Genomic DNA, 25053 nt, shown 5'->3' with positions numbered 1-25053 from the left:
TGACGAACAACCCCATACTCATTGGTTAGCTAAAAGCGGCTTTTTCTTTTTGTTCGATAGAGCTACACTATTTAAATCACAATTAACTATTTTTAATTTCTAAGCTTGTTTTTTTCTTCTATCTCCACTATATTTGTGGGTAAACCAGTTATTTCTATGTAGAAAGGACGTTTCCCTTGAATTATCCCTTATTAAATGAACAAATGCCGCAAACCATCATCCGTGTTTGGCGGTTACGGACAATTACTTCACTGATCATTTTCAGTTTACTTTTCGCTGCTTCTTTTTGGTTTTTATCCATGCAAAACTGGCTTCATTTCTGGGTGTTCGCCCTTTGGTCAAGCCTATTGGCACTGGCTTTGATCAGTCATCTGCTTTCTTTTGTGCTGATGAGCTACCGTTACAAATTCCATCGCTACGAGATCCAAGAAAAGGATATCGCTATTCAACGTGGCTATCTATTTCGCAGCACCACGTATATTCCGATCCGCCGAATCCAGCACATCGAAACGGACCAAGGGATCTTTTTACGAAAATACGCTTTAGTCTCCTTACAGATCCATACGGCTGCCACCAACCACACCATTGAAGGCTTGCCAGTGGCGCAAGCCGAACGCTTGCGAGAAACCATCATGAATTTAGTCGAGGTGGTCAAAGATGATCTATGAAAAACAACGACTGCCGTTGCTGTGTATCGGTCTTTATTGGTTCAAAAATTGCAAAAATTTTCTGGTACTAGCATTTCTGCTTGTATTCAAATTATTCAACGACGCCCCTTCTTTTCCGATGATTCTGGGCGGCATTCTGCTATTTTTACTGGTCTGTCTGATTTTTGCGGTACTGTCTTACGCCCGCTTTACCTTTCAAATCGATCAAACGAGTGTACTAGTCAACAAAGGACTCTTTATCCAAAAACAAACGATTTTGCCATTTGAACGTATCCAAACGATTCAAGAGAATCATTACTTTTATTTACGTCCGTTTAAACTAGCTGAAGTGAAGTTGGAAAGCGCCGCAAGTTCGAGTGGCGAAGCCGAAATTCTTTTCCCTGCATTGCCGCTGGCTCTCATTGCCTCCATCGAAGCGTCAAAAAAGGCGGCTGCGACACCACAACAGCCGAATTCCCAAGCAGCTAGTGGAGAAGAACCAACCGACGATTACGCTGCGTTTTCAGCTGAGAAGTCAGCCAAGCCGCCGCTAGAAACATTCACTTTGAAATTCAAGGAGATTTTCTTGTTTTCTCTCACTGATTTTTCTGTTTTCACCTTGGTTCTAGTCATCGGCTACAACGTGATCGACAACATTCCCAATCTCTTTGCCTATGCATCGGAATTGCAGCAACTTGGCCTTTTATTAGGTGCTGCACTTTTACTCGGGCTGCTGATTTTGTTTTTCTTCCTTGCGATCGCCAGGAATCTTTTCCGTTATTATGGCTTTACGGTGGAAACGAACCAACAACAGCTGCTGATCACGCAGGGCTTGTTTTCTAAACGACACCAAACGATTCCCCTCGCTAGGATCCAAGGGCTGAGTGTCGAACAAAACCTTTATCGAAGAATCTTTCATCTAAGCTCCGTCAAATTACTGCTGGCTGCTGGCAGTTCGTCAGAAAGCGACGATACGGTCTATCTGTTCCCCATTTTGAAAGAGACGCAGCTGACCGAAACATTGACCCGCTTTTTACCCGAATGGTCGTTTCAACAAACCGCTCTAGTGAAAAATCCGCGACCCAACTTTTGGTACTTCTGCCGTTGGCCGCTGCTGATCGGACTGCTTGCTGTAGGAATCTCCGCCTTCTTTTTCTGGTGGTTAGCGCTGATTTTCTTCGTGTTCTTTGGCTCCTTCGTGTTATCAAGTATTTGGCGGGGTAAAATACAAGGCTATCAATTTTTAGACAATCACGTATTGTTGTGTCAAACGATTCGCGGTCTTACGAAGGTGACCGCTTATCTGAAGAAAAATAAAATCCAAGATTTCACTGTCACTACCACGCATTGGCAGCACAAAAAAGGGCTTGGCAAGTCACAGCTAACCATCAAAACCGAAGATACTCTCACCGAAAGTAAGCTTTTCTACTTTCCATTAACCGAAGCAGAAAACTTACGGCGCTGGTTTTTGTCTTAGTTCATAAAAAAGCGTCAAACAGCCGGACTGACACGCTGTTTGACGCTTTTTTTACAAGAGCTGAAAGGAATGAAAAGGAAGCATCAACCATTGAGTCGCTGATGCTTCCTTTTTCTATCCCTTGACCTTCCCCTCGACTATTTGCTGCTTGATTGAAGCAGCATCTAAGCCATATTCTTTTTGCAGGAAATCGGGTGTGCCGACTTGACCGAATCGTTCGTTGACACCAATACGTTTTAAGGGGACAGCACTGCCTGTTTCAGCAAGCACTTCGGCGACGGCACTTCCTAGTCCACCGGTAATAGAATGATTTTCGATGGTGATGACTTGCCGTTTCCCCTGAACTTCGCGGAGGATCAATTCTTTATCGATTGGTTTGATGGTAAACATGTCGATCACTTCGCAGCTGATTCCTATTTCTGCTAATTCTTCTGCCACTTGCAGTGTTTCAGAAACCAATTGGCCGCTGGCAATCAACAACAGTTCATCGCCTTGTCTTAAAATATTGCCTTTTCCTAGTTCAAAGGTCGAGCCTTTTTCATAAATCATCGGAACCGCTTTCCGATTGCCTCGTACGTAATGAATGCCTGATAATTGGCTAAAGGTTTTTATGATCCACGCCATTTGGACTTCATCCGCTGCATCGCAGACGACCGATTGGGGAATCATTCGCATCAAAGCCACATCTTCCCATGTCGTATGGGTGCCGCCGTTGTGCCCGACTGCAAACCCTGGATCAGAACCGTAAATATTGATCGTATTGCCGCCATAGCCGCCAGAAATAAACAGCTGATCGAATACCCGACGCGTTGCAAATGGCCCAAAGGTGTGGATAAAAGGTGTATAACCAGTTAAACTCAAGCCAGCCGCGACACCAACCATATTGGCTTCCGCGATCCCCATGTTGATAAAGCGTTGGGGATGTTTGTTGGCAATCGTGGTCCAGCCGCTGGCAGAACCAAGGTCGGCATCTAACGCAACTAGCTGGTTATTTTCATCCATGAGTTCCAACAATGTGTCAACGACACAAGTTCGTAGCTCTTTACCAGCAGCAGTGGTTTTGCTTAATGTAAACATGCCTTAGCGTCCTCCTTCGATTTTTATCGTCAATTCTTTGATTGCCGCTTCTGCCGCTTGATTGATCTCATCCGTGGTAAACTTCACGGAGTGATTGGCATCTAGTTCTTCAAAGAAAGGAACGCCTTGGCCTTTCACGCTGTCCAAGACAATGCAAACCGCTTGGTCTTCGATTGCTTTGCAGCGCTCGATTGCCTCATCAATGGCTTGCATGTCTGCCCCTGGAACTTTTTCTGTATAAAAGCCAAAAGCAGTCATCTTCTGCTGGATATCAAAGGGATCAAGAATGTCTTTGGTTGGCCCATCTAGCTGTTTTTTGTTGTCATCAATAATGACGATACAGTGATTCAGTTTAAAGTGGGCAATGTATTGGAAGGCTTCCCAGCACTGTCCTTCATTTAGTTCGCTATCTCCAACGATCAAATAAACAAAATTGTCCTTGCCTGCCAAGCGCAGGCCTGTCGCGATCCCAGCAGCCATGGAAGTCCCCTGTCCCAGTGAACCTGTGGTGGCATCAACCCCTGGCGTTTTCCAGCGATCCGGATGGGAAGGCAGTCTCGTGCCGCCCTCATTGATCGTCCATAACCACGACCGATCAAAATAGCCCGTATTTGCTAATGCACTATACAAGGCGGCGCCAGCATGCCCTTTTGACAAGACGAGTCGGTCACGATCCGCCCACTGTGGATCTTGTGGATTGATTCGCAGCTGTTTGCCGTACAAAACGGCCAATAATTCAACAATTGAAAAGGAGCCGCCCAGATGGCCTTGTCCCATTTTCTTGATGCTGCAAAGGGTATCTAAACGAATCTTTGCCGCTAATTCTTCAAGCTCGTGGTATTTTTGTTCACTGATTGCCACTATTTATCCCTCCATCCTCTATTTATTCAGAAACAGATTTTGCCCGACTGTTTTTCTTGAAAATCGTCAATCCGATCAAGACCGCGACTACCGCAATTATCCCTGAGAAGATGGCGATTTGACCGCCCATATTGGCTAGGTTTCCTAGGAAGATCCCTGCAACCCCATAGTCGGTATCAGAGAAAGTTGATCCTTGGAACCCAAGATCCCCCATGACTGGCATCAACAAGATCGGCATGAAGCTGATAATGATCCCATGAATAAAGGAACCAATGACGGCGCCTCGCACACCACCCGTTGCATTGCCGTAAACACCTGCCGTTGCGCCGCAGAAGAAATGGGGCACGACCCCTGGAATAATAACGGTTGTTCCTGTGAAGACCATGATGATCAAACTAACGATCCCACCGACAAAACTGGTTAGAAAACCAATCAGAACAGCATTTGGCGCATAAGGAAAGACGATTGGACAATCCAATGCAGGAATCGCATTAGGAACAAGCTTTTCAGAAATCCCTTTAAAGGCTGGTACGATTTCTGCCAAAATCAAACGGACACCAGCTAAAATCACAAAGACACCAGCGGCAAACGAACCTGCTTGCTGCAACGAATAAATGATCGAGTTCGTGCCATTGCTAAGATTTTCCGTAATAAATTCACTCCCAGCAAAAATTGCTACGATCACGTATACAACCGCCATCGTAATCGTGATACTAACAGTAGAATCCCGCAAGAAAGACAGGCCTTTCGGAAAATTGATGTCTTCGGTAGATTTTTCCTTATTGCCGACGTATTTCCCAATCAACCCGCTCAATGCGTAGCCGAAGTTCCCCGTATGCCCCAATGCGACGGAATCATTTTTAGTAATTTCTCGGGTAAACGGTTGTGCGATCGCTGGGAAAATCGTGTTACAGATCCCTAACGCTAAGCCCCCAAATAAAACTAGATTAAAAGTATTCATTCCAGTAACGCTCAAAATAACCGCAATCATACACGCCATATACAACGTGGCATGCCCAGTCAAATAAATGTATTTAAAGCGAGTGATACGGGCAATCAAAATATTGAAGGCCATTCCGGCTAACATAATAAGTGCGGTATAGGTGCCGTAAGTTGTCAACGCTAGCGCAACGATCGCTTCGTTATTTGGTACGACCCCTTGCATGTTAAAGGCTGCTTGGAACATCTCCCCAAATGGCGCCAGAGAGCTTTCGATCACCCCAGCCCCGGCAGTGACCACGAGAAACCCAACAAAGGTTTTGATGCCCCCTTTGACGATCGTGGCAATGTCTTTTTTCTGCAGCACATTCCCCAAAACGGCGATCAGCGCAACTAAGATCGCTGGGGTACTCGCGATATCAACAAGAATATCTAAAAATTCGTTCATGACTGTCTACTCCTTTTTATAGTAATCCTTTTTCCTGACAAACGGCTTGAACCTTTTGCTTCAATTCATCGAGATCGATAATACTGTCTAACACTACGATCTCGCCTAGATGCTGCGCACTATCGGCTAAATCGCCGCCAACGAAGAAAACATCCGCCATATCGGGTGCAGCACTTCCTAAATCATAATGGGACACTTCCACGCCTGAGACACCCAGTTCATTTAAAACAGAATTGATATTCATCTCCACCATAAAACTTGATCCTAATCCTGACCCACACACTGCTGCAAATTTCATTTTTCATCTTCTCCTTCTCTAATCACTTCAATTATTTGATCCGCATTGGTTGCGGAAAGTAACGCAGTTAGTTTTTCATTATTCGACAAAATTTTAGTTAAACTCGCTAACGCTTTTAGATGGAGTTCATTGTCAACCGCCGCCAAACATATAAACACGTGAATGGGGTGTTGCGGATCATCATTCAAAAGCACTGGTTCTTTGACTTTTAATAACGACATCCCGATGGCATTGACCCCATCTTCTGGACGTGCATGAGGCAAAGCGATGCCTTTTCCAATATGGATAAAAGGACCGTGATCCACCACTTTATTGATCATGGCAGTAATATACTGCTCCTCAATTTTATTGGTCTTTTTTAATGGCGCAGCAGCTGCTCGAATGGCTTCTTGCCAAGTCAGCGGCACCTCGGTAAATTGGATGGTTTCTGCTGTTAATAAATCTGATAACATCGGACGTTGGTCTTCCCTTCTATTCAATTCTCGATTGATTTTTCTTTGCAAAATTTTTCTCAGCTTTTGCTTACTGATTCCTGCTTTTAAATCAACATAGGGCAAAATCACTTCTAACACATCGTCAATGGAATGCAAGCCAGTTTTTGAAGGGAAAAATGCCGCTTGTACGTTTTTAACCAGTTCATCCTTCTCAATGGGTGTCATAATCGGATTGATCACATAACAGGGTCGTTTGGTTTTGATCGGCGCACTGGAAAAAATCAGATCAATCTCTTCATTAAACCGAACATTTTCATACTCTTCGATCGAACGAGCCGGCAAAAAATGGATCTGGGGAAACAGTTCCTTTAATTCTGATTCCAAAATCAAGGATGAACTGATGCCACTGGGACAAACGACTAATGCATTCAGTTGGAAGTAATCACGTTTGGCCTTTTGTTTACTGATTTCTCCACCAAACAAAATCGTAAAATAACCGATTTCTTCATCAGGGATCGTGCCGACTAAGTCTTCTAAAGAACCCAGTGCTCGTCTCGTCAGTTCAAACAACTCATTGTATTGCAGCTTGATTTCTTCAATCAGTACATTCTCCAGTGGAAAACCGTAGCGGATTCGAAAATACGCTGGGACAAGATGATAGAATGTGTTCATCAAAAGGGTGCGATAGTCCACAAACTCGATAGCTGCCAGCCGTTCCATTTCATGAATGATCTTACTGGCACATTCCAATAAAAACTCTAATGAAGTATCTTCGATATCTCCTTGCAGAATCGTTTTCAACAGGATCGTTACATAAAGTTCTTCTGTTTTCCGATCTTTGATGTCAGGAAATTCTGCTAAAAACTGCTGACTGACTTGATGGACATGCAGCGACTGGAGCAGCGGTATTTCTGTCTCCGCTAAAGAAACAGCCGTTTCTGCCATCCGAAAGGATAGATAATTAAGAAAATAAAGCATTTCTTCGAAGCGACTCGGAACGATCACCAGATTGAAGGCAGTCAGTGTTGCGGACAAACGATCTCTGATTTGAACATAGATCGTTTTATCCTGCTCATAGATTCCCTCAAATAAGAGCAAGTTCCCGTTTTTCGTATTGGATAACGTGCTGACCTTTCGAAAGGCAAGAGCGCGAATCTGATATTCCTCTCCCTCTAGATAAAAACCATATTTTCGAGAGTATAATAGTTGAATCTTGAAAGCTGCAAGTTCCTCTCTGATCCCCTTTAGATCCTTCAAAATCGTATTTTTACTGACATAGAACAGCTCTTGAAACTGATAGACGGATAAATCTTTCACTGCTGAAAAAGTCAGAAGATAAATCATGGACCGCCGCTCTTCTTCCGAAAAAAACAACGTATTCTTCTGGACATCGAAAAGAATTTCCGGCCATTTTCGTTGAATCAGTGAAGGAATCAAAACTTCTCCCTCATGAATCATGATTCGTTGATTCAACCGCTGTTCAGTGATTTGATTGATTTTGGCAATCTCCGCCAAAAATTCCTCATCCCTCCACTTCGTCAAATCAAGAAACGCCTCAACATTTGGTTCTGAAAACAGATACGTCAATTTGAAATGAATCATATTTGCTACCCCCACCTAAACTATAGCTTGCACAAAATGAAATCGCCATCATTTATCGGTACAACTGAAACTTCGTTTTTTTTTAACGATGGACCGAAGAGGTGATTTCAAGGATTACCATAACATCCAATATAGTATCCGAGAAGGTTTTGTTGATAGAAACAAATGGATAAAAAATACAACATTAAAAAAAGCGAATCATTTACTGATTCGCTTAGATACTGATGCTATTTGTTGTTTTATTATTGAAACTATCAGAATCATTAAAAGCAATCGTCATTTTTCCAATATACTTTTTTAAAGTTATTTTCTGATACCTAAAAGACTTATCTTAATGAATGATGGAAAATAAGCTTTTTCTATCTACTCACTTATACTAACAGGAATCGTTGTTTCCGTTTCCTGTGTCTTTGCGGCTTCGTTTTTTACTTGCTGCTTTTCCAATATTTTGAAAAATGGCATATAAATAAAATATGAGATAGCAATTGATACAACAGACCAAACAGCTGCTCCAATACTACCATTAGTAGCTAAATAAGGACCAATAATAGGAGAAATAGTCCATGGAACTTGAATAACAATCGGTCCTACTATACCAATATTCATTAGGATATACGTACCGATACATAGGACCATAGGCGTTGCTATAAAGGGAATAAGCATTACAGGATTCATCACAATAGGCAAACCAAAAATAACCGGTTCATTGATACAAAAAATAGCTGACGGCAATGATAATCGTCCAATCGACTTATACATCTTACTTCTGGAATGGAGCATATTTAACACTAGACCTAGTGTTGCTCCAGTTCCGCCTAAACACATAAAGACAATCCAAAATCCATCGGCAAAAACATGAGGAACTTCTACACCACTTTGAAAAGCTGCCGTATTATCAGCAAGATAACTTAGGAAAACAGGGGTCGCAATTCCAGAGAAAACATTGTCTCCGTGGATTCCACATATCCATAGCAAACAAACGAGAAGTGTGTATAGCAGCATGCCTGGGAGTGTTCCCATCCCTTGCATTAAAGGTTGGAAAACAATAGTAATGATTTCATTGATATCAACCCCTAATAAAGTTCTGACGATCCATATAACGGTCAGAATAAATGCTCCTGGGATTAACGTTGCAAAAGAAGTTGCTACAGTGGGCGGCACACCTTCTGGCATTTTTATTACAATATTATGAGTGACAAACCATTTAAAAGCATGAGTGACAAATACCCCAACAATGATCGCGGTAAACATACCACTAGCACCAAAATTAGCCAAATTTATCGTCCAGTCATCGTTTAATGTTGCTAGAAGAAAGCCGATAGTTGTGAGCATCGAATTAGAAATAGCATCAACACCAAACTCTTTTCCTAAATGATAGCCTATGCCAATTGCAGATATCAGTCCAAGGATTCCGAACGTAACATTGACTGGTGCATTCAACTGCGGCCCCCAATTTGACACAAAATCCATCCATGACTGTATTGGAAAGTTACCAATGATTAGGAAGATACTTCCAACAATAGTAAAAGGAATCGTCATGGAAATCCCATTTCTTATAGCAACTAAGTGTTTACTATTGCCTATTTTCAGCAATATAGGCAATACCTTGTTCTCAATGACCTGCATCGTTTTTCCTCCTTTTAGTTCACGACTTCCTTATCAACCACCAACACAGGATCTTTGTGCAACCATAGAGAAGTAACTGGACACTCTTTTGTAATCGTACCGCTTAGAAATTGTTGTATCGCAGATTTCTTTTTTGCTCCACTAGCTTGTACGATCATTGTTCCAGATTGTAATAATTGTCCTATCCCTAACGTAATTCCTTTCGTACGATCAACTTTCTCGTCTGAAAAATATTTTTTCCCAACACTTTGGGTTGATTCGTCTAAGTTCACTATATGAGCTTTATCTTCGAAGGACGAACCAGGCTCATTAAAACCTAAGTGACCATTTACTCCAACCCCAAGCAAACTCAGTGTTAATCCTCCATTCTCCTCGATAAATTTATCAGCTTTTTTGCATTCCTCATTTAAATCATCGGCTAAAGGATCAAATGTGTGAAGTTGCTTTAGGTCAATAGGAACCCGATTGAATAAGTTTCTTTTCAAATAGGATATACAACTGCCTTCATTTTTCGGATCGATTCCAACCCATTCATCTAGTTCAATAAACTTTGCCTGGGATAAATCTATTTCTTTATTGATTGCTGCTTCTGCAATGATGTTAAGCGTTCCTACGGGTGTATCACCACCTGCAAAGCAATATAACCCATTTGGCTTTTCTTTCAAGACATCTAAAATGAGTTTTGCACAGATCTTACTGACTTCCTGGTAATTTGCCTCAACATAGTATTTTATATTCATTGTCATTCTCCTTTAAAAAAATTCGGCAGATATTCTTTGTGTGCCAAAAGCATTTCATCAAGTAGTTGCTTTGCTGTCCTATCACTTGGAACTAAGGGATTGATCGTCATCGCTAATAAAGCAGTGTTATAGTCTCCCGTAACAGCTGCTTGGGCCGCTATACGTTCAAAAGACTTAATTTGTTGAACTAGCCCTTTGATAGGAATAGGTAATTCACCTGTAGTCAAAGGGATCGGTCCTTGTTTTGTAATCAAACAATTTACTTCAACCGCTGAATCACAATCGATATCACTGATGGCTCCATTATTTCTTGTATTGACCGTTTGAATATCACGTTTGTCATTATAGATGGAATTAATTAAATTACATGCTGCTTCACTATAATAAGCGCCCCCACGTTCTGATAATTGAGGTGGTTTGATTGCTAGATGTTCATCTTTATAAAGTTCAAACAATTCATGTTCGATTTTCTGCACAACTTCTGCACGAGTTCCTTCTTTTTCTGCTGATTGTTTTTGCTCAGACAACATAGTGGCTGTTTGATAGTAATACCTTAAATAGCCGATGGGAATCATGCCAAGTGTTCGGAAAAAATCTGGTTCCCATTCTAAATCAGCAATATTTTTCAGACCAACTGCATCACCAGCATCTTGCGTCATCAATGTAAGTACTTTTTGGGTCACATCAATCCCTTTATGATAAATCTTTTTCGCAAAAACCATATGATTTAGTCCAGTAAATTCAACATATAATTCTTCTTTGGGTACTTTTAATGTTTCTGCAATGCCACGTTCTATTCCAATTGGTCCATTACACAAACCTACTACTCTACGCATATTGCTATGGCGTAAGACAGCTTCTGTCACCATGCCAGCTGGATTAGTAAAGTTGATCAGCCATGCTTCTGGGCAAAGACGCTCCATGTCTTTCACTATTTCTAAGATAACGGGAATCGTGCGTAATCCTTTAAAAAGCCCTCCTGGACCATTCGTTTCTTGTCCAATCGTGTCATATGTTAAAGGGATTCTCTCGTCTTTCGCTCGCGCTTCCAAAAGACCTACACGAAATTGGGTCGTAACGAAGTCCGCACCCTTTAATGCCGCTTCACGATCAAGAGTCATATAAATTTTCATTGGAAGTTCCGCTTTTTTTACCATACGTTTAGCAAGTTCCCCAACAATTTCTAATTTCTCTCTTCCTTGTTCAATATCCACAAGCCATAATTCTGAAATCGGTAATTCAGCATATCGTTTAATAAATCCTTCTATCAATTCTGGTGTATAACTTGATCCACCGCCAATTGTTGCAATTTTTATTCCTTTATCCATCCTGAAACACTCCTTTAACTTAACTACATGGTCAGTATAGATTATTTTTATCTCCATAAATACCGCCTTTAAGTAAACGGTTACAAAAGCAAACGATTGACACCGGTTACAATCCTGTTACAATTTGTAACAGGAGGGGATTACTATGTTGTTTCTTGACTATCAACCAGATTTAAATGAAACGGATATTGAAGTATATAAAGCAATAATTTCAGACGTAAATGCAGTTGCTTCCATGAGTATTCGTGAATTAGCTGAGAAAAGTCATACGAGTACTGCCAGCGTACTACGCTTTTGTAAAAAATTTCGCTGTACCGGTTTTTCTGAATTTAAAATTTACCTCAGTGCGTATCTCGAATCTCTTAAAGAAGAAAAAGAGGTAAAAACACTTGATTTTGAGAGTGAACTCTTGAATTTTTTAGCACGCACACAAGACAAATTCTTTGAAGATAAATTTGATGAGGCAGTTCACTTATTGATGGAAAAAGAGCTGATTATTTTTATTGGCGTAGGCTCCTCAAATGTTGTTGCTGAATATGGTTCACTTTATTTCTCGTCGCTATTTAACATGGCGATTCGCATTGAAGATCCTAGTAATTACCCTATTAATTACCTATCCACTGAGTTAGCAAAAAAAATGTGTATCGTCGCTTTATCCGTTTCGGGCGAGACCACAGAAATCATTCAATATTTAAATCATTTGAATCTATCAGAAAGCTCAGTAATAGGAATTACCAGCAGCTCTAATTCAACACTTTCTAAATTAGCTGATATTGCAATAACCTATAATATTTCGCTAGAAAAAATTAATGAAGCTGATATTACAACACAGATACCGGCAATGTACATTATTGAAAAGTTAGCGAAAACCGTGAGAAATAGAATGGAAACTCAATAGATTTGTAAAAAAAATTCTTCAGGTAATTCTTTCCCTCTATTCACAAGTTCACCGATCGATATCCCCACAAAAAAAAGAGACTCACATGTATCTATGTGGTCTCTTTTTGATATATAGATTTGTTCAATTTATTTGTTTCTCTTACCTTTGGTTTGAGAAGACTTCAAAAAATCTTGTGAAGTTTCCTCTTCTCAATCATTTGCCTCTTCATTCCCTATTGTTGAGGTAACTTTTTCATCGATACGTAAAAATGGTAAGTAGATAAAAACACTCACAGCAATGATCGCAATTTGCAAGACTGATGCTCGCCAATCGCCACCAGTTGCTAAAAATCCAGATATGACGGGAGGAGTGGTCCAAGGTATCTGCACGACTACATGATTGATTAAACCAACAGCTGTTGCAAAATATGCAACTGTTAGGGAAAAAATCGGCGCCAATACAAATGGAATAATCAAACTAATATTGAAAACAATTGGTAAACCAAAAATGATCGGTTCACTGATATTAAATAGTGCAGGAGTTACGGATAATTTTGCAAAGTCTTTGTAGTCTTTACGACGACTAAAGATAAAAATAGCAATTAGCAAAGCAATAGTATTTCCTGATCCTCCCATAACAGCAAACGTATCTTTAAATGCCATGTTTATGATATGTGGAATATCTTCCCTATTCGCATAAGCAGCCATATTCTCTTGCATATTTTGAATTAAGAACGGATCGAGAAGTGAACCTGATATCACTGCTTGATGAATTCCAAACCCGAAAAATAGATTTGCAATTGAGGTAATTAAGAGGAACCCTGGTAAACCTGTCGTTACCCTACTTAAAGGTCCAGTGATTAGAGTAGTAATCAACGAATTAACATCCATATTGAATAATTGATTGACAGCAAATGAACCAATTGCGAAGGTAGTCACGGTAATCATGATTGGAATAAGGACGTTAAATGACTTCAACACAGCTGGTGGGATATTTCCTGACAACTGAATTTGTAACTTTTTGTTATTTGATAACTTAATAAAGAGTTCCGTAGCAGCTAAGCCCACAAAAATTCCAACGAACATTCCTGACGCGCCAGTATGAGTGACAGGAATAACCCCACCTACCTCCAGCGCTTCTTGACTTCCTTCTGGTGTAAACATCGTCATCATAGGGGTGAGAACAATAAACGTGGAAATAGCGACTAGAACAGCAGCAATATGATTTGTATAATTTCTGCTAACACACATATGATAAGAAACTGCCGCAACAACTAATAGCGTCGTTATACTTAGTGTTCCATTACTGATGGAAGTCCCGATTTCTTGAATCGTCGTTAATGTTGCTGGATCAATGATATTTCCCATAAATCCTGTTGGCTCTAAAATAACATAGTTGATCAATGTAACAAATCCCGCCAACATCATAAAAGGCATAAAAGTGGCGAAAGCATCCCTTAGTGTTCGAAGATGAATCTGGTTCCCTAGCCTTGTGGCTATTATTCCGAACTTTTCAAAAATAGCATCTTTTTTACTCATAATCCCGATCAGTCTCCTTTTTTAGTTGTAAGCGATTGCTTATGGGATGATCATACACCAGCTTTTTAAAAAAGTAAATATCTTTATTTAAAATTATATATCTTTTTTAAAAGTCAAAAAAAGACCAACGAAATTCGTTGGTCTTCACTTCTCAACAAAAACTGCTTCAAAAATAAAATCTTTATATAAATGTCTCGAAAGAGAATATTCAAACGGTACACCAGATGACAATGACACCACTTTGTCTACCTCTATCATAAACTCGCCTGGTTTTACAGAAAGAATTTCCGCATCGAAGTCATTTGCTACATCACCTTTGATCCAAATATGGGAAGATTTAATCTCTAGACCAAGCTCATTTGTAATGTAGCCATATACAGAACGTTTCAAATGCTTTGGTTCTAACCCCGGTATAACAGAAAGTGGCATAAACGTTTGCTCAATAGAATACGGTTGTTCATCAATAAAACGACTTCTAATAATATTATAGACATACTCTTTTTGATTTATTTCTAAAATTTCTGCCACTTCATTCGATGGCAACTCAATTGAGAACGTATGGATTTCAGAAGTCACATGTTCTTCCCCTACTAAATCAAAAAGACCTTCATTTGGTCCAAACACTTTCGAATTATCAATTGGTCTGCGTAGAACTTCCGTTCCGAATCCACTACGTGTTCGTAAAACTCCCTCTGATACTAGCATATCAATACCTTTCTTCACAGTGAGCTTACTTGTTTGATACTCATGCGCAAGTTCATCGCCTGTCGGTAATTTTTCGCCGATTTGATAGGTTCCATTGGCAATTTTTTTCTTTACCTCCGTATAAACCTCCATATATTTTGGCTGTTTCTTCATAACTTACTCCCTCATACTCATCTCTATTACTTATACTTTAACATAAAAAATTGTCTTTTTACAGCTAAAAACATACCCATCATACAAAGATATATATTTTTAATAAAAAGTATTTATTTATACTAAAAGCAATGTTACACTATTAAAAACGAACAGGAGGAAACGATAATGTCAAGACAAACTCAGTTAACATTTCCAGATGACTTTTGGTGGGGCTCCGCTTGGTCAGCAGAACAATCTGAAGGGCGTGGAGAAACAGGAAAAGCAGAGACAGTATGGGATCGGTGGTTTCACGAAGAACCTCATCGTTTTTATAAACGAATTGGACCTAGTATTACGACAGACCATATCCATCGTTACCACGAAGATATTCAATTGATGAAACAAACGGGGCACAATTCATTTCGTGTGTCTATCTCATGGGCACGAATGTTTCCAAATGATGGGGTTGGTAAACCAAACGAGAAAGCGATAGCCTATTATCGAGATCTTTTTACCGAAATGAAAAATAATAATATCAAAGTTTTTGCGAATCTCTATCATTTTGATATGCCCGCAAAATTACAAGATAAAGGGGGATGGGAATCACGTGAAGTTGTTGATGCTTATGTAAATTTTGCTGATACCTGTTTTCTAGCGTTTGGCGACTTAGTTTATCATTGGTTCACCTTTAACGAACCTTTGGGGCCAATCTTGGGCTCTTATTTAGAAGATTTTCACTATCCAAATCTCATTGATTTTAAGCGTGGTGCTCAAGCAGCGTTCTTTACCATATTAGCCCATGCAAAAGCCATTCAAACTTTTAAAAAATACCAGTTATCTAGCAAAATCGGAGTAATTCTCAATTTGAGTCCGACTTTCCCAAGAAGCCAAAATTCAGCAGATAAAAAAGCAGCAGAAATTGCGGATCTTTTTTATACTCGTAGTTTCTTAGATCCCATGGTCAAAGGAGTATTTCCAGAAAAACTAGTCTCGTTGCTGGAGGAATATGACCAATTACCCGTTGATTTCAATGACACAGACCTAAAAATTATTGAAGAGAATACCGCACAGATACTTGGTCTAAACTACTATGAACCACGCCGTGTCAAAGCAAGAACTTCTGCCGTTAATCTAGAAAGTCCATTCTTACCAGAATGGTTCTTTGAACCGCATATTATGCCTGGCCGTCGAATGAATGAATATCGTGGATGGGAAATCTATGAAAAAGGAATTTATGATTTATGTATGGACATCAAAAATAACTACGGAAATATTGAATCCTTTATCTCAGAAAACGGTATGGGTGTTGCTAATGAAGAACGGTTCATGGATGAAAATGGACAGGTGATTGATGACTATCGCATTGAATTTATCCAAGACCATCTCGCCTATTTATGGAAAGCAATTCAAGATGGCTGTAATATAAAAGGATACCATCTATGGACATTCATTGATTGTTGGTCATGGATCAATGCATATAAAAACCGCTACGGCTTAGTTTCTTTAGATTTAGCCACACAGAAACGTACAATAAAGAAAAGCGGCTTGTTTTACAAGGAACTAAGTAAGCAAAACGGTTTTTCCTACGATCTCGAGCGACTGGTAGATTAGCATTCACGAATATGATCGATAGTGATCTGTATAGAAGAAACCTGTTGCCACAACTCCTCTTTCGCACCTTTTAAGAAGGCGACAGGGTTTTATTAGTAAAAAAATAACCGTTTCCCTGCTAAAGTCGACGGTTATTTTTTTGTCATTTTTCACTGTGGCTAGGATACGAAAGAGCAGCATGGCAATAAATGTACCAGAATTTATCTGGAACTTATTAGCCGCTAGTTTCGATAATCATGCTTCCCTTTTCTTTAAACATTGCATTCGTTTTTGGATGTTCGAACACTTTTCCAAAATGACTACATCGAACACCTTATTCCAATTGAGAATAAGGTTTTGCCTATGTCGCTTATCGATTTTGTTTGAAAATATCCTTGTTAAAGTTGAAAAATCACTCTCTTCTTGCTATACTAACTATGTAAAGAGGAGTTGTTGCCACAACCCCTCTGCAGCGCCATTTAAGACGGCGACAGGTTTTTTAACTTAAAAGATAACCGTTTCCCTGTTAAAGTCGACGGTTATTTTTTTTTGTCATTTTTCACTGCGGCTAGGATACCAAAGATCAGCATGGCGGTAAATGTACCAAAACTGATCATTAGCCCGATTGCTTCCGCTGTGGACAAAAAGGCTTCTCCTTTCTGAAGAGTTAGTACTTACATTCATAAGCACCACCACCTTTCAAAGATAGCCACCGTCACAAACTTTACTGCAGTCAAATGGTACCATACTTCCATCAATAAAACTTTCAAATGCCAAGGATTTATCATTATTTTTTTCACGGCGCATGGTCCATCTGCTGTGATTCATTCCATAGAATCGTCAAAATAACCCACTGTTCTCTCTTCAAGTCTGATCCGCTCTTTCCCGACTTCTCTAGCCCTTTTTCTCATTCCCAATCAAGTGCCTTCCATCAAGAAAAATAGTCAAAAGTCAATATCATTCTATTCACCAAAAACCACTTTTGTTATAGTAACAAAAAGGAGAATGCAGATGAGAAATGAACGAAAAATCATTCAAGATAGCACCCTTGGTGTAGAAGCTTTATTATTTAACGGCATCCAGCAGGAGTTTCCTAACCATTGGCACGAATATTATGTGATTGGCTTGATGGAAGCTGGGACGCGTCAATTCACCTGTCAAAATACCTGCTATATCGTTGAAGCAGGCGACTTGATTTTGATTCCGCCAAAGGCTGCCCACCGCTGCCAGCAACTCACGGAGGAAAAGCTGGTTTACCGCAATATCCACTTAACCCCGGAGAACATGGCGGTACAAGTACAAAAAATTTTTAACACTCAATTGACGCCCCACTTTCCTGAACCGGTCATTCGCCAAGTGAAAGAAAAAGAGGAATTTCATGCAGTGCACCAGCTGTTGCTGTCGGATCGCGGTGATGAGTTTGAAAAGCAAGAACGCTTTACTTGTCTGCTTCACGACCTGCTTGTTCAGTATGCGGATTTCACCCACGAACAAACGGACCCGGTGTCAAATAAAGCCGCAACGGCAAAAGCCTATATCGATCAACATTATGCCGAAAAATTGTCCTTGAGTGAATTAAGTGACGTTCTTGGAATGAATCAGTACGTCTTGATTCGGCAGTTTACCAAAGCGTATGGGCTGTCGCCGTTTCAATATTTAAGTACGGTGCGCATCAGTGCTGCCAAGAAAAGACTAGAAGCACAAGAAGCAATTGCAGAAGTCGCTTTTCTGACAGGTTTTAGTGACCAAAGTCATTTTACCCGTATCTTTAAAAGCTTGATTGGGGTCACCCCGAAAGCTTACCAAACAATTTACCAAGAAGATGGAGTGAGAACGTATGAATAACCAAGAAAAATGTGTCATGATTATCGATGAACAATTACCGATTGGCTTAGTTGCAAATACTGCAGCAATTTTAGGCGCAACCTTAGGCAAATTGTTTCCCGAAGGAATCGGAGAAGATATTTACGATTCGACAGGCAGAAAACACCTTGGCATTGTCAACTTTCCCATTCCTATCTTAAAAACGAACAAGGAGCAGTTGCAGACCATTCGTGAATCGATCAGTCAGCAAGAAGATCCAGAAGTAACCATCATTGATTTTTCCGACGTTGCTCAGACCACCAATTCTTATGAGCAATACCGTCAGACGCTTGAGACAATTCCCACAGAAACACTGGCTTATTTTGGTCTTTGTTTAAAAGGCAAGAAAAAGAGTATCAATAAAGTCGCTGGCAGCTTACCGTTGTATCGGTAAAGCGCTAGTAAAAAACGGTCGTTTAAAACAAGTTGTCTTTTTGTCAGCCGAACAGTCTTCTTGCTATATACGTTTTTTATAAACAGTCCTACAAAAAAACAAACACTTTTGAGGTGTTTGTTTTTTTGTAAGAGATTTTCTAGCATACATTTTCTTGCTCTTTGATTTTGCCAAGATCAATTGAAAAATAAACTACTCTCCTTGATAAATATTTAGCCCCACTTCTGTATCTTCTACACAACTGTTCGCTGGTGCTTTAACAATCAGAAAAAGAAAGTAAAAGTCTCCCACACAAGAAGCGGCATGTGCGGCAGCAATCAAGGTAAAAAGAGATGCCGTCAACCAGCCAAATAAATAAAATAGAAAGAGACCCACAGAAATGCCAAGGAATGGCGCCAATAAAATGATGGCAAATTTCCCTTTTGAATAAAAGGAATGGGGACTCGTGGCATATGCTACGCCATTTTTGAACCCAAACTTTACCTTCCCTTTAGGGTCAAAAAGCTTGAAGAAGGCACCATGGATCAATTCATGAATAATGATGAGAATAAAATATGCAACCATTAAGATCAAAAGATCGAAAATAAACGAAGTTTCAGCATTTGACCCATGACCACCTAAGACAAAGAGTGTAAAGAACACATAGAAAAAAATAAAACTAGGAATCGCCGCGAGATTCAATCTCTTTATTGTTTTTTTATCATCCATCAAATTGATTTGTTTGAGTAATTTCATCGCTGTTCTCCTCTTCTTTTTGTCATTCTTCTTAGTACATGATTTCTATGAATTCCCTTTACCCAACCAATAAGAGCAGCAAACACAAAACCAGTGCAGTTAAAACGAAGAGGAAATTGATCATCTCTGGCGCACTTTCAAACCTTCTCTTTAATGGCGGAGGACAAAAACTTGGATTCATGCTTTTCGTTTGGTAGTCCACGCTGCTTGATAAAAAGCTGTCGGAAGGGATCATAAACACTAAAAGAACGCCATAAATAATGGAGGCAGGAATCAGGAGTGAGCATTTGGCTAGGTAGCCAATCAGTAGACTCACGATCAAAGGAATAGCTACGTACAAAACACTTTGGTACAGTATTCGCCGAATTGGTTTTATGGGGAAGTCTCCTTAGTCAGTAATCGTTACGCACAGCAAAAAATAATTTTATTTACTTATCAAATAAATATACCATTGCTTTTAAAGACTGTAAACACGCCAGAAAACCAAGTCGATGCTGCCAAGCGCGGCTGCCCAATGCTTGGTGCAAAAAAAGAAGTGGTTTCTTCCCACTTCTTAAAAAGCACTCTACTTGTTTTTTCCCTTCAATTAACCTCTCAAGATAATCGGTAAACCGTTATACTTACCAGATTGCTTCCTCTCTTCCTTTTGAAAAAGCTACGACGCTGGACAAAGAAGCCTGCGAACCTTGTCTCTTTATTAAAACTTCTTCTGAAAAGCATTCGTCTAAAAAAATCATACGACCTTGTCTTTCATTTTGGTTTCCTACAACACCCGATCTACTTGAGAAAAGACTGCGAAACCTTCTTTAGAAAAGCAAACGTCTCAAGAAAAAATAATCGTGCGGTTTCTGCCCTTCCTTTTGGCTTCGTACAATGCTTGATCTGCTTGGTAAAAGGTTTCTGAAATGTCTAACGCAGAGGCTGCTTCTGAAATCCCTGCCGAAAAGTAAAGGGTCAGTTGGGCGGTTTCTAATTTCAACTGTTCATTGCTTAAAAACAAATGGAATTCTTCAATAATTTTTTTCACAGCATCAGAAGTATTCTCTTTAAATAGGACTAAAAATTCTTCGCCGCCATATCGATAGACTTCGACTAAATGGGAAGGACTTTTCTGGTAGAGAAACGTCATCAGTTTTTCCGAAAAGAAGGATAGGGCTTGATTGCCGATTTGATGTCCATGGTGATCATTGATGCGCTTAAAATGATCTAAATCCATCATCACCACGACGAGCTGGTCCTTCTCAAGTAGCGCCAGCTTTGAAATATCCTCGTTCAGACTGCGGAAATTTTTCACCTTGGTCAACTCATCATAATTGCGTTCAATGATTTTTGTGTTAATTTTTTCCAGGAAATTTTTTTGATTCTGCAAATAATACTTCCATAAAGAAACGATCCCCACAGATCCAATGCCTAAAGACACTACATCCCAAACGCTAATTTCGCGGCGATAAAAAAGCAAGGCGTTGAGCATCGGCGAGACAACCGTAACGAAAATCGAAAATAGGTAAAATGCCGTGTGATTTGGTTGTCCATAAAATCTTTTCTTTAATAAGCCCGTAACGATTAAAATGATGTAATTTAATCCGATAATAAAGAGCATGGCTTCCCATTCAAATTTATTGATCAATGCAAAAAAGGTCAGCAAAATGACGGGTACTAACCCAACCAGATAGATTTTTTCTTTGAGAATGCCAAAATAATAAATAAAGATTGGAATCGTATATTCATACGCAACATAACCGATACTGTTCAAAGAAAATGATATAATAAAGTAGACTTGCGAAATAAACAAAACAATACCAATAAGAATTTTAAACGACAGGCGTAAATTCAATTCTTTGAAGTTCTTGATAAACAAATCATACGAAATGAGCAAGCTCACGACTAACACAGAATAGATCGCAGCATAAATCAGATGGACAAACACACTACTCCTTCTTTCTTTCATAGATTTTTCTTTAAAATCGTTCGCCCATGATTTTGAAAGGCTCGATTCTTTAACGATGCAGCGCACGAAATAAGCTTTTTTTCCTGCACTTCATGAAACCAAAAATAAAGCGACCCAGAAAGGAGCAGAAACCAATGTCTGAGAAAATAGAACAAGAACTCTTATCGATATTTCCCCAATTATATTTTGATGCCCAGCCTATCTTTCAAATGAAAGCAGATAGTCAGAAAGTGATTGGCTACGAATTATTATTGAGAAGTACCGAAAGAAATAGGTTTCCCCTTTCCTTCTTCCAGCAAGTGATCAAATACAAAAAATTACATACTCGTTTACTGCAGTGGTATCGAAATGAAATTTTCAGCTTGCTTCATCCGAACGAAGAAACAAAAATCAGTCTCAATATCCACCCGCAACAACTCAGCTACCCAGAAACCTTTTTGATGTTAGCTGATTTAGCTCCCTATCATGATCGTATTTTGATTGAGATCACCGAAGACGATACAGAACCTTCTATCGCTTGTGATCCCAAGTCCTTTCTTATGAACAAAATCAACCAAATAAAAAAGATGCGCTTTTCTGTCGCATTGGATGATGTAGGGACAGGCATTCATTCACTGACAAATATTGCACCGATGCTGGATAAAATCGATGTGATCAAGTTTTCGCCTATCTCGTTGCGAGTCCTGTCCCAAAAAGAGATTTTCTTTTTGATCGACTTCTGGCGAAATATCGCCAGCAATCGTAAAATCCAATTTATTGTCGAAGGGGTCGAAACCTCGGATATCCATGAGTACCTACTTGAAGAAGAGATTTTTCTTCAACAAGGGTTTTATTTGGACAAACCTGCCCCAGCTGATCAATTAAAGCGAAAAAAATAGTCCTCGCATCGTTTATTTTTCTCACTATACGCGATCAAAAATAAACGATTATTAAAAAAATGAACAGATGCCCTTCAAATATAACACAAATAATTTTATTTGCAGAATTTTTGCTGATTCGGCATCGTTTAAACGGTGATTTCACATGAGAGAAAGTAGAAATCAAAGAAAAGACCTTTTTTTGATAGGTGAATAGACAAAAAGCATTCAAGAAGTCAATTCCTGAATGCTTTTTGTCTATTCACTCTTTTTTCGATACACCCCTTCTATTTCAATCGCTCACCTTCCCTAATTGCAAAAGTATTAAAAATAGTCATCACTTCTTACCTACTCGTCTTGCTAGAAGTGATTCCTACCATTCCCCTCTTTGATTCATCTCACATTGAAAACCAGAGAATGTTTCGCTTTTGTTCCTAGATTGTAACCACACAGTTCTTTTAGATAAAAGCGGTAATCATTTTCAACGATTCGAATGATCTCATTGTCGGGAAAATCGTCGAATCGCATCATTTCTGTGACTAAGACCAGTTTGGCGTCGATGCCCAAAATATCTGGGGTGATCGCCCAAAATGTTTCTGGTGAAATGGCTGCTACCAATTCATCAAGGAGGGCCAATTGCTTTTCAACATACGCCGCTAAATCGCCATTGGCGCGGTGTGACTCCGCAAATTTCTTTTGAAATCCATCAAGGTATTCTGTTTTTGAAGTAAATACCGTCATGCTTTTTTACTCCTTTCTTTGAGGGGAACAAGCCCCGTTATTTTCTTCCTAAAGCTCAGCTTGTTCTTCTAGTTATTCATTCACTATTTTTTCTAGCTGCTGAAAAATCACCCAGGTACAGGCGTCAATGCAGAATATCCAGCAATCCTCTAACCAGCTGCTTGTAATGCTCTCTTTGATCTTTTGCTCCATTTTCTGCCTTGATTGAAAGACTTTGCTCAATGGCTGCTTGAGGAATTAGCAGATGGGTGTTTAAGCTTGAGATAAAGGAAACACTTTCTTCCAATAATTGATACTCTTTTTGCAGGTTGCTGGGTAATTTATATTTACGTAAAGGAAATAAATAGCGAGCACTGGCTTTTATTTCTTCTATACGATCGTTTTCTAGTAAGTAACGCATGGTATCGAGTTGCTTTCCTTGGTGATACGGGCAACTATCTGCACTCAGCAGATGGGTATAGTACCCGATGTATTCACTATTTAGGATGGTTCTTTCAAACGCTTCTTTCTTGATTTTCATCTTCTGTATCCTTCTTTCAAAGCTATCACTGACCTCACTTATACAGCGTTTGTGGTATCACTAAGTACTGTTTCTTCTTTTGGTCCATTTTTTGTTAAATCTTTCATCAAAAAAAGAGAAACTGCAAGTTTTCCCCACAGTTTCTCCTTTACGCTTCTAGCGATGCCTATAGTTAAGGAGCGACGCTTTCACCGTGTTTCTTTTTTCTTGTTACTGCGACGACAAACAGTACTAGGAGTGTATACCCAAGAATGATCAAACTGCTTGTGTTTGATGAACCTGTTTGTGGTAATTTTCCTTGTCCGATTTGAGAACCATCTGCTACGATCGTTTTCTTATTGTCATCGTCTGCTTCTTCCTCTTGCGTCACCGTTTCACCGATTCGACCGGTCACAGAGACTTGCCCTGTCGTCGCCTCTGCGACGCTGGTTTCCGATAGATCCCAGACAGTCAGAGTCAGTAACACAGCGACGAAAAGAACGATTCGTTTTCGTTTTTTCATACGATAGATCCCTTCTTTACTGGGATTTCAATTCTTAGTCTTCCTCTACATCCGGCGCAAAGCTCAAGACCAATTTGAAACTTGGATTTGATTCTTCTGATGCATCGGTCGGTGTTGCTTCACCAGTGAACGCAAATGTTCCTACATTCGTACCTTGGTTGCCTTCAAGGGTAAATAATTCTGTTTCTGCTACGGTTGGTGTGCCGTTTTCAAACAACTCAATACTGTTTACGTTTAACAAGTCTACTTCATCCATATTCAATGGTGTATCGACACCCGCAACAGAAGCGATCACACCAACTGCTGAGTTATTTGTCACAGTGTAGCTAGGTGAAACGATCTCTTTGTGGCTTGACTCTTCTGTCGTATAGAACAAAGCAGTCGTTGGAATCGTCACATTGATCCATTGGTTCAAATCGTCGGGATTTGGTCCAGGGGTTGTGTTATCGAATGATCCGATGATCCCGTTTACTTGGACATCTCCTGACGTATCGCCTTCACGTCCGTCAATGGTTTGTGTCGCAAAAGCGGTGGTGCCGCTTGCGATTACTCCTGCGATCGTTGCTGTACTTAGAATGGCTGCTACAAATTTTTTCATTTTTATTTCCTCACTTTTCCTTTTTTTTTAATTCTTAACGATGATCGTTAATTCAGCTTCAGTGACCCCTTGTTTTTCTTTGCTTTCAGGGTCGTAAATATTGATGGTGGCTTTGGCGGGATATTCCCCTTTTGCCAACGGTGTCGCTAAGGCGACATTTTCAACAAATTGGTTTGGATAGATCGCACCGGAAGAATAGATGACTTCCCCGCTCGACAGTAAAGAGATATCCACGGCGATTGGGTACACATTGGTGCCTGGATTGACGATCTCGATGGATCCTGTGCTTTGACCATCTTCAAAAATGGCTTCTGGATTGATTTGCAGCGTGAAATAATTCGCATCCGCAATCTCCTGCGCTCGTTCAGAAACCCGCTGATCGGTGGCATCGCCAGATTCTGGCAACAGGTCGGCACTGATCAAAGGGACTGCTGTTTTTGATTGGTAAAAGTAGTACCCGATCCCACCGATAAGTACTAGCAATAGCAACAACCACAAGATCCATTTCCGTCGATCCTTCGTTTCGGTTTGATTCGTTTGCTCCAATGGATTCACCTCCTTCACGTTTGG

General features: G+C 39.9%; 25 protein-coding genes. 7 read left to right on the top strand and 18 right to left on the bottom strand.

Features of this window, described 5'->3' with window-relative positions:
• Window positions 1–176: 176 nt before the first annotated feature.
• Window positions 177–668 (top strand): PH domain-containing protein, encoded by a 492-nt coding sequence (locus IGI72_RS02815; RefSeq protein ID WP_121260027.1) that lies wholly within the window; start codon window positions 177–179, stop codon window positions 666–668.
• On the top strand, window positions 658–2124 hold the full coding sequence (locus tag IGI72_RS02810; protein ID WP_438753002.1) for a PH domain-containing protein: 1467 nt from the start codon (window positions 658–660) through the stop codon (window positions 2122–2124). The genes IGI72_RS02815 and IGI72_RS02810 overlap by 11 nt, the downstream gene beginning before the upstream one ends.
• A gap of 114 nt (window positions 2125–2238) precedes the next feature.
• Here the strand turns inward: IGI72_RS02810 and IGI72_RS02805 are convergent, their stop codons facing one another.
• From IGI72_RS02805 to IGI72_RS02770, 8 genes are all read right to left on the bottom strand, one after another.
• Complete coding sequence (locus tag IGI72_RS02805; protein WP_438752999.1) at window positions 2239–3201, bottom strand: transketolase family protein; 963 nt, start codon at window positions 3199–3201, stop codon at window positions 2239–2241.
• 3 nt (window positions 3202–3204) lie between these two features.
• The gene (locus IGI72_RS02800) at window positions 3205–4062 is read right to left on the bottom strand and encodes a transketolase (protein WP_438752997.1); all 858 of its coding nucleotides are present in this window, start codon (window positions 4060–4062) and stop codon (window positions 3205–3207) included.
• A 22-nt stretch (window positions 4063–4084) separates the two neighbouring features.
• On the bottom strand, window positions 4085–5449 hold the full coding sequence (locus IGI72_RS02795) for a PTS ascorbate transporter subunit IIC (protein WP_005232062.1): 1365 nt from the start codon (window positions 5447–5449) through the stop codon (window positions 4085–4087).
• Between the two features lie 16 nt (window positions 5450–5465).
• Window positions 5466–5747, bottom strand: a complete 282-nt coding sequence (locus tag IGI72_RS02790; RefSeq protein ID WP_005227537.1) for a PTS sugar transporter subunit IIB — start codon at window positions 5745–5747, stop codon at window positions 5466–5468.
• Window positions 5744–7783, bottom strand: a complete 2040-nt coding sequence (locus IGI72_RS02785) for a BglG family transcription antiterminator (RefSeq protein ID WP_438752995.1) — start codon at window positions 7781–7783, stop codon at window positions 5744–5746. The genes IGI72_RS02790 and IGI72_RS02785 overlap by 4 nt, the downstream gene beginning before the upstream one ends.
• 363 nt (window positions 7784–8146) lie before the next feature.
• The gene (locus IGI72_RS02780; RefSeq protein ID WP_438752993.1) at window positions 8147–9409 is read right to left on the bottom strand and encodes a PTS sugar transporter subunit IIC; all 1263 of its coding nucleotides are present in this window, start codon (window positions 9407–9409) and stop codon (window positions 8147–8149) included.
• Between the two features lie 14 nt (window positions 9410–9423).
• Complete coding sequence (locus IGI72_RS02775; protein WP_086294550.1) at window positions 9424–10149, bottom strand: glucosamine-6-phosphate deaminase; 726 nt, start codon at window positions 10147–10149, stop codon at window positions 9424–9426.
• A 2-nt stretch (window positions 10150–10151) separates the two neighbouring features.
• On the bottom strand, window positions 10152–11477 hold the full coding sequence (locus IGI72_RS02770) for a 6-phospho-beta-glucosidase (protein WP_060792763.1): 1326 nt from the start codon (window positions 11475–11477) through the stop codon (window positions 10152–10154).
• Between the two features lie 145 nt (window positions 11478–11622).
• Between IGI72_RS02770 and IGI72_RS02765 the strand changes: the two genes are divergently transcribed.
• The gene (locus IGI72_RS02765) at window positions 11623–12375 is read left to right on the top strand and encodes a MurR/RpiR family transcriptional regulator (RefSeq protein WP_005227526.1); all 753 of its coding nucleotides are present in this window, start codon (window positions 11623–11625) and stop codon (window positions 12373–12375) included.
• 191 nt (window positions 12376–12566) lie between these two features.
• On the opposite strand, the gene IGI72_RS02760 is transcribed toward IGI72_RS02765, so the two are convergent.
• Window positions 12567–13895 carry a PTS sugar transporter subunit IIC gene (locus IGI72_RS02760; protein WP_005227522.1) on the bottom strand — a complete coding sequence of 443 codons (1329 nt, stop codon included), beginning with the start codon at window positions 13893–13895 and terminating at the stop codon, window positions 12567–12569.
• A gap of 144 nt (window positions 13896–14039) precedes the next feature.
• Complete coding sequence (locus IGI72_RS02755) at window positions 14040–14753, bottom strand: GntR family transcriptional regulator (protein WP_005227520.1); 714 nt, start codon at window positions 14751–14753, stop codon at window positions 14040–14042.
• A 168-nt stretch (window positions 14754–14921) separates the two neighbouring features.
• Between IGI72_RS02755 and IGI72_RS02750 the strand changes: the two genes are divergently transcribed.
• Window positions 14922–16346: a glycoside hydrolase family 1 protein gene (locus IGI72_RS02750; RefSeq protein WP_074536600.1), complete on the top strand. Its 1425-nt coding sequence runs from the start codon at window positions 14922–14924 to the stop codon at window positions 16344–16346.
• Window positions 16347–16864: 518 nt separating this feature from the next.
• Here the strand turns inward: IGI72_RS02750 and IGI72_RS02745 are convergent.
• A complete protein-coding gene (locus tag IGI72_RS02745) occupies window positions 16865–16969 on the bottom strand; it encodes a putative holin-like toxin (protein ID WP_017144486.1) in 105 nt (34 codons plus the stop codon).
• Window positions 16970–17336: 367 nt separating this feature from the next.
• On the opposite strand from IGI72_RS02745, the gene IGI72_RS02740 reads away from it, so the two are divergent.
• Window positions 17337–18170 (top strand): AraC family transcriptional regulator, encoded by an 834-nt coding sequence (locus IGI72_RS02740; protein WP_005227514.1) that lies wholly within the window; start codon window positions 17337–17339, stop codon window positions 18168–18170.
• Window positions 18163–18582, top strand: coding sequence for a DUF2000 domain-containing protein (locus IGI72_RS02735; RefSeq protein ID WP_005227512.1), 420 nt, complete (start codon window positions 18163–18165; stop codon window positions 18580–18582). The genes IGI72_RS02740 and IGI72_RS02735 overlap by 8 nt, the downstream gene beginning before the upstream one ends.
• A 192-nt stretch (window positions 18583–18774) precedes the next feature.
• Here the strand turns inward: IGI72_RS02735 and IGI72_RS02730 are convergent, their stop codons facing one another.
• Together IGI72_RS02730 and IGI72_RS02725 are read right to left on the bottom strand one after the other, a co-directional pair.
• On the bottom strand, window positions 18775–19317 hold the full coding sequence (locus IGI72_RS02730) for a DUF3267 domain-containing protein (RefSeq protein WP_015508960.1): 543 nt from the start codon (window positions 19315–19317) through the stop codon (window positions 18775–18777).
• 823 nt (window positions 19318–20140) lie between these two features.
• The gene (locus IGI72_RS02725; protein WP_228074223.1) at window positions 20141–21265 is read right to left on the bottom strand and encodes a GGDEF domain-containing protein; all 1125 of its coding nucleotides are present in this window, start codon (window positions 21263–21265) and stop codon (window positions 20141–20143) included.
• Window positions 21266–21399: 134 nt separating this feature from the next.
• Here IGI72_RS02725 and IGI72_RS02720 point away from each other — a divergent pair, with 134 nt between their 5' ends.
• Window positions 21400–22143, top strand: a complete 744-nt coding sequence (locus IGI72_RS02720; RefSeq protein ID WP_010748787.1) for an EAL domain-containing protein — start codon at window positions 21400–21402, stop codon at window positions 22141–22143.
• Window positions 22144–22515: 372 nt separating this feature from the next.
• Here IGI72_RS02720 and IGI72_RS02715 read toward each other — a convergent pair whose 3' ends face one another.
• The 5 genes from IGI72_RS02715 to IGI72_RS02695 form a co-directional block, all read right to left on the bottom strand.
• Window positions 22516–22863: a DUF7006 family protein gene (locus IGI72_RS02715; protein ID WP_438752988.1), complete on the bottom strand. Its 348-nt coding sequence runs from the start codon at window positions 22861–22863 to the stop codon at window positions 22516–22518.
• A 124-nt stretch (window positions 22864–22987) separates the two neighbouring features.
• Entirely contained in the window at window positions 22988–23383 is a 396-nt protein-coding gene (locus IGI72_RS02710; protein ID WP_438752986.1) for a hypothetical protein, read from the bottom strand.
• Window positions 23384–23555: 172 nt separating this feature from the next.
• Window positions 23556–23885, bottom strand: a complete 330-nt coding sequence (locus IGI72_RS02705; protein ID WP_016609681.1) for an LPXTG cell wall anchor domain-containing protein — start codon at window positions 23883–23885, stop codon at window positions 23556–23558.
• Between the two features lie 34 nt (window positions 23886–23919).
• Window positions 23920–24483 (bottom strand): hypothetical protein, encoded by a 564-nt coding sequence (locus IGI72_RS02700; RefSeq protein ID WP_074934358.1) that lies wholly within the window; start codon window positions 24481–24483, stop codon window positions 23920–23922.
• A gap of 27 nt (window positions 24484–24510) precedes the next feature.
• A complete protein-coding gene (locus IGI72_RS02695) occupies window positions 24511–25029 on the bottom strand; it encodes a hypothetical protein (protein WP_015508953.1) in 519 nt (172 codons plus the stop codon).
• Window positions 25030–25053 lie beyond the last annotated feature (24 nt).

This window comes from Enterococcus sp. DIV1059_2 (assembly GCF_051713685.1).
GTDB classification, from domain to species: domain Bacteria; phylum Bacillota; class Bacilli; order Lactobacillales; family Enterococcaceae; genus Enterococcus_D; species Enterococcus_D casseliflavus.
The sequence above is the reverse complement of the archived record's forward strand: the minus strand, read 5'-3'. Positions and strand labels throughout refer to the sequence as shown.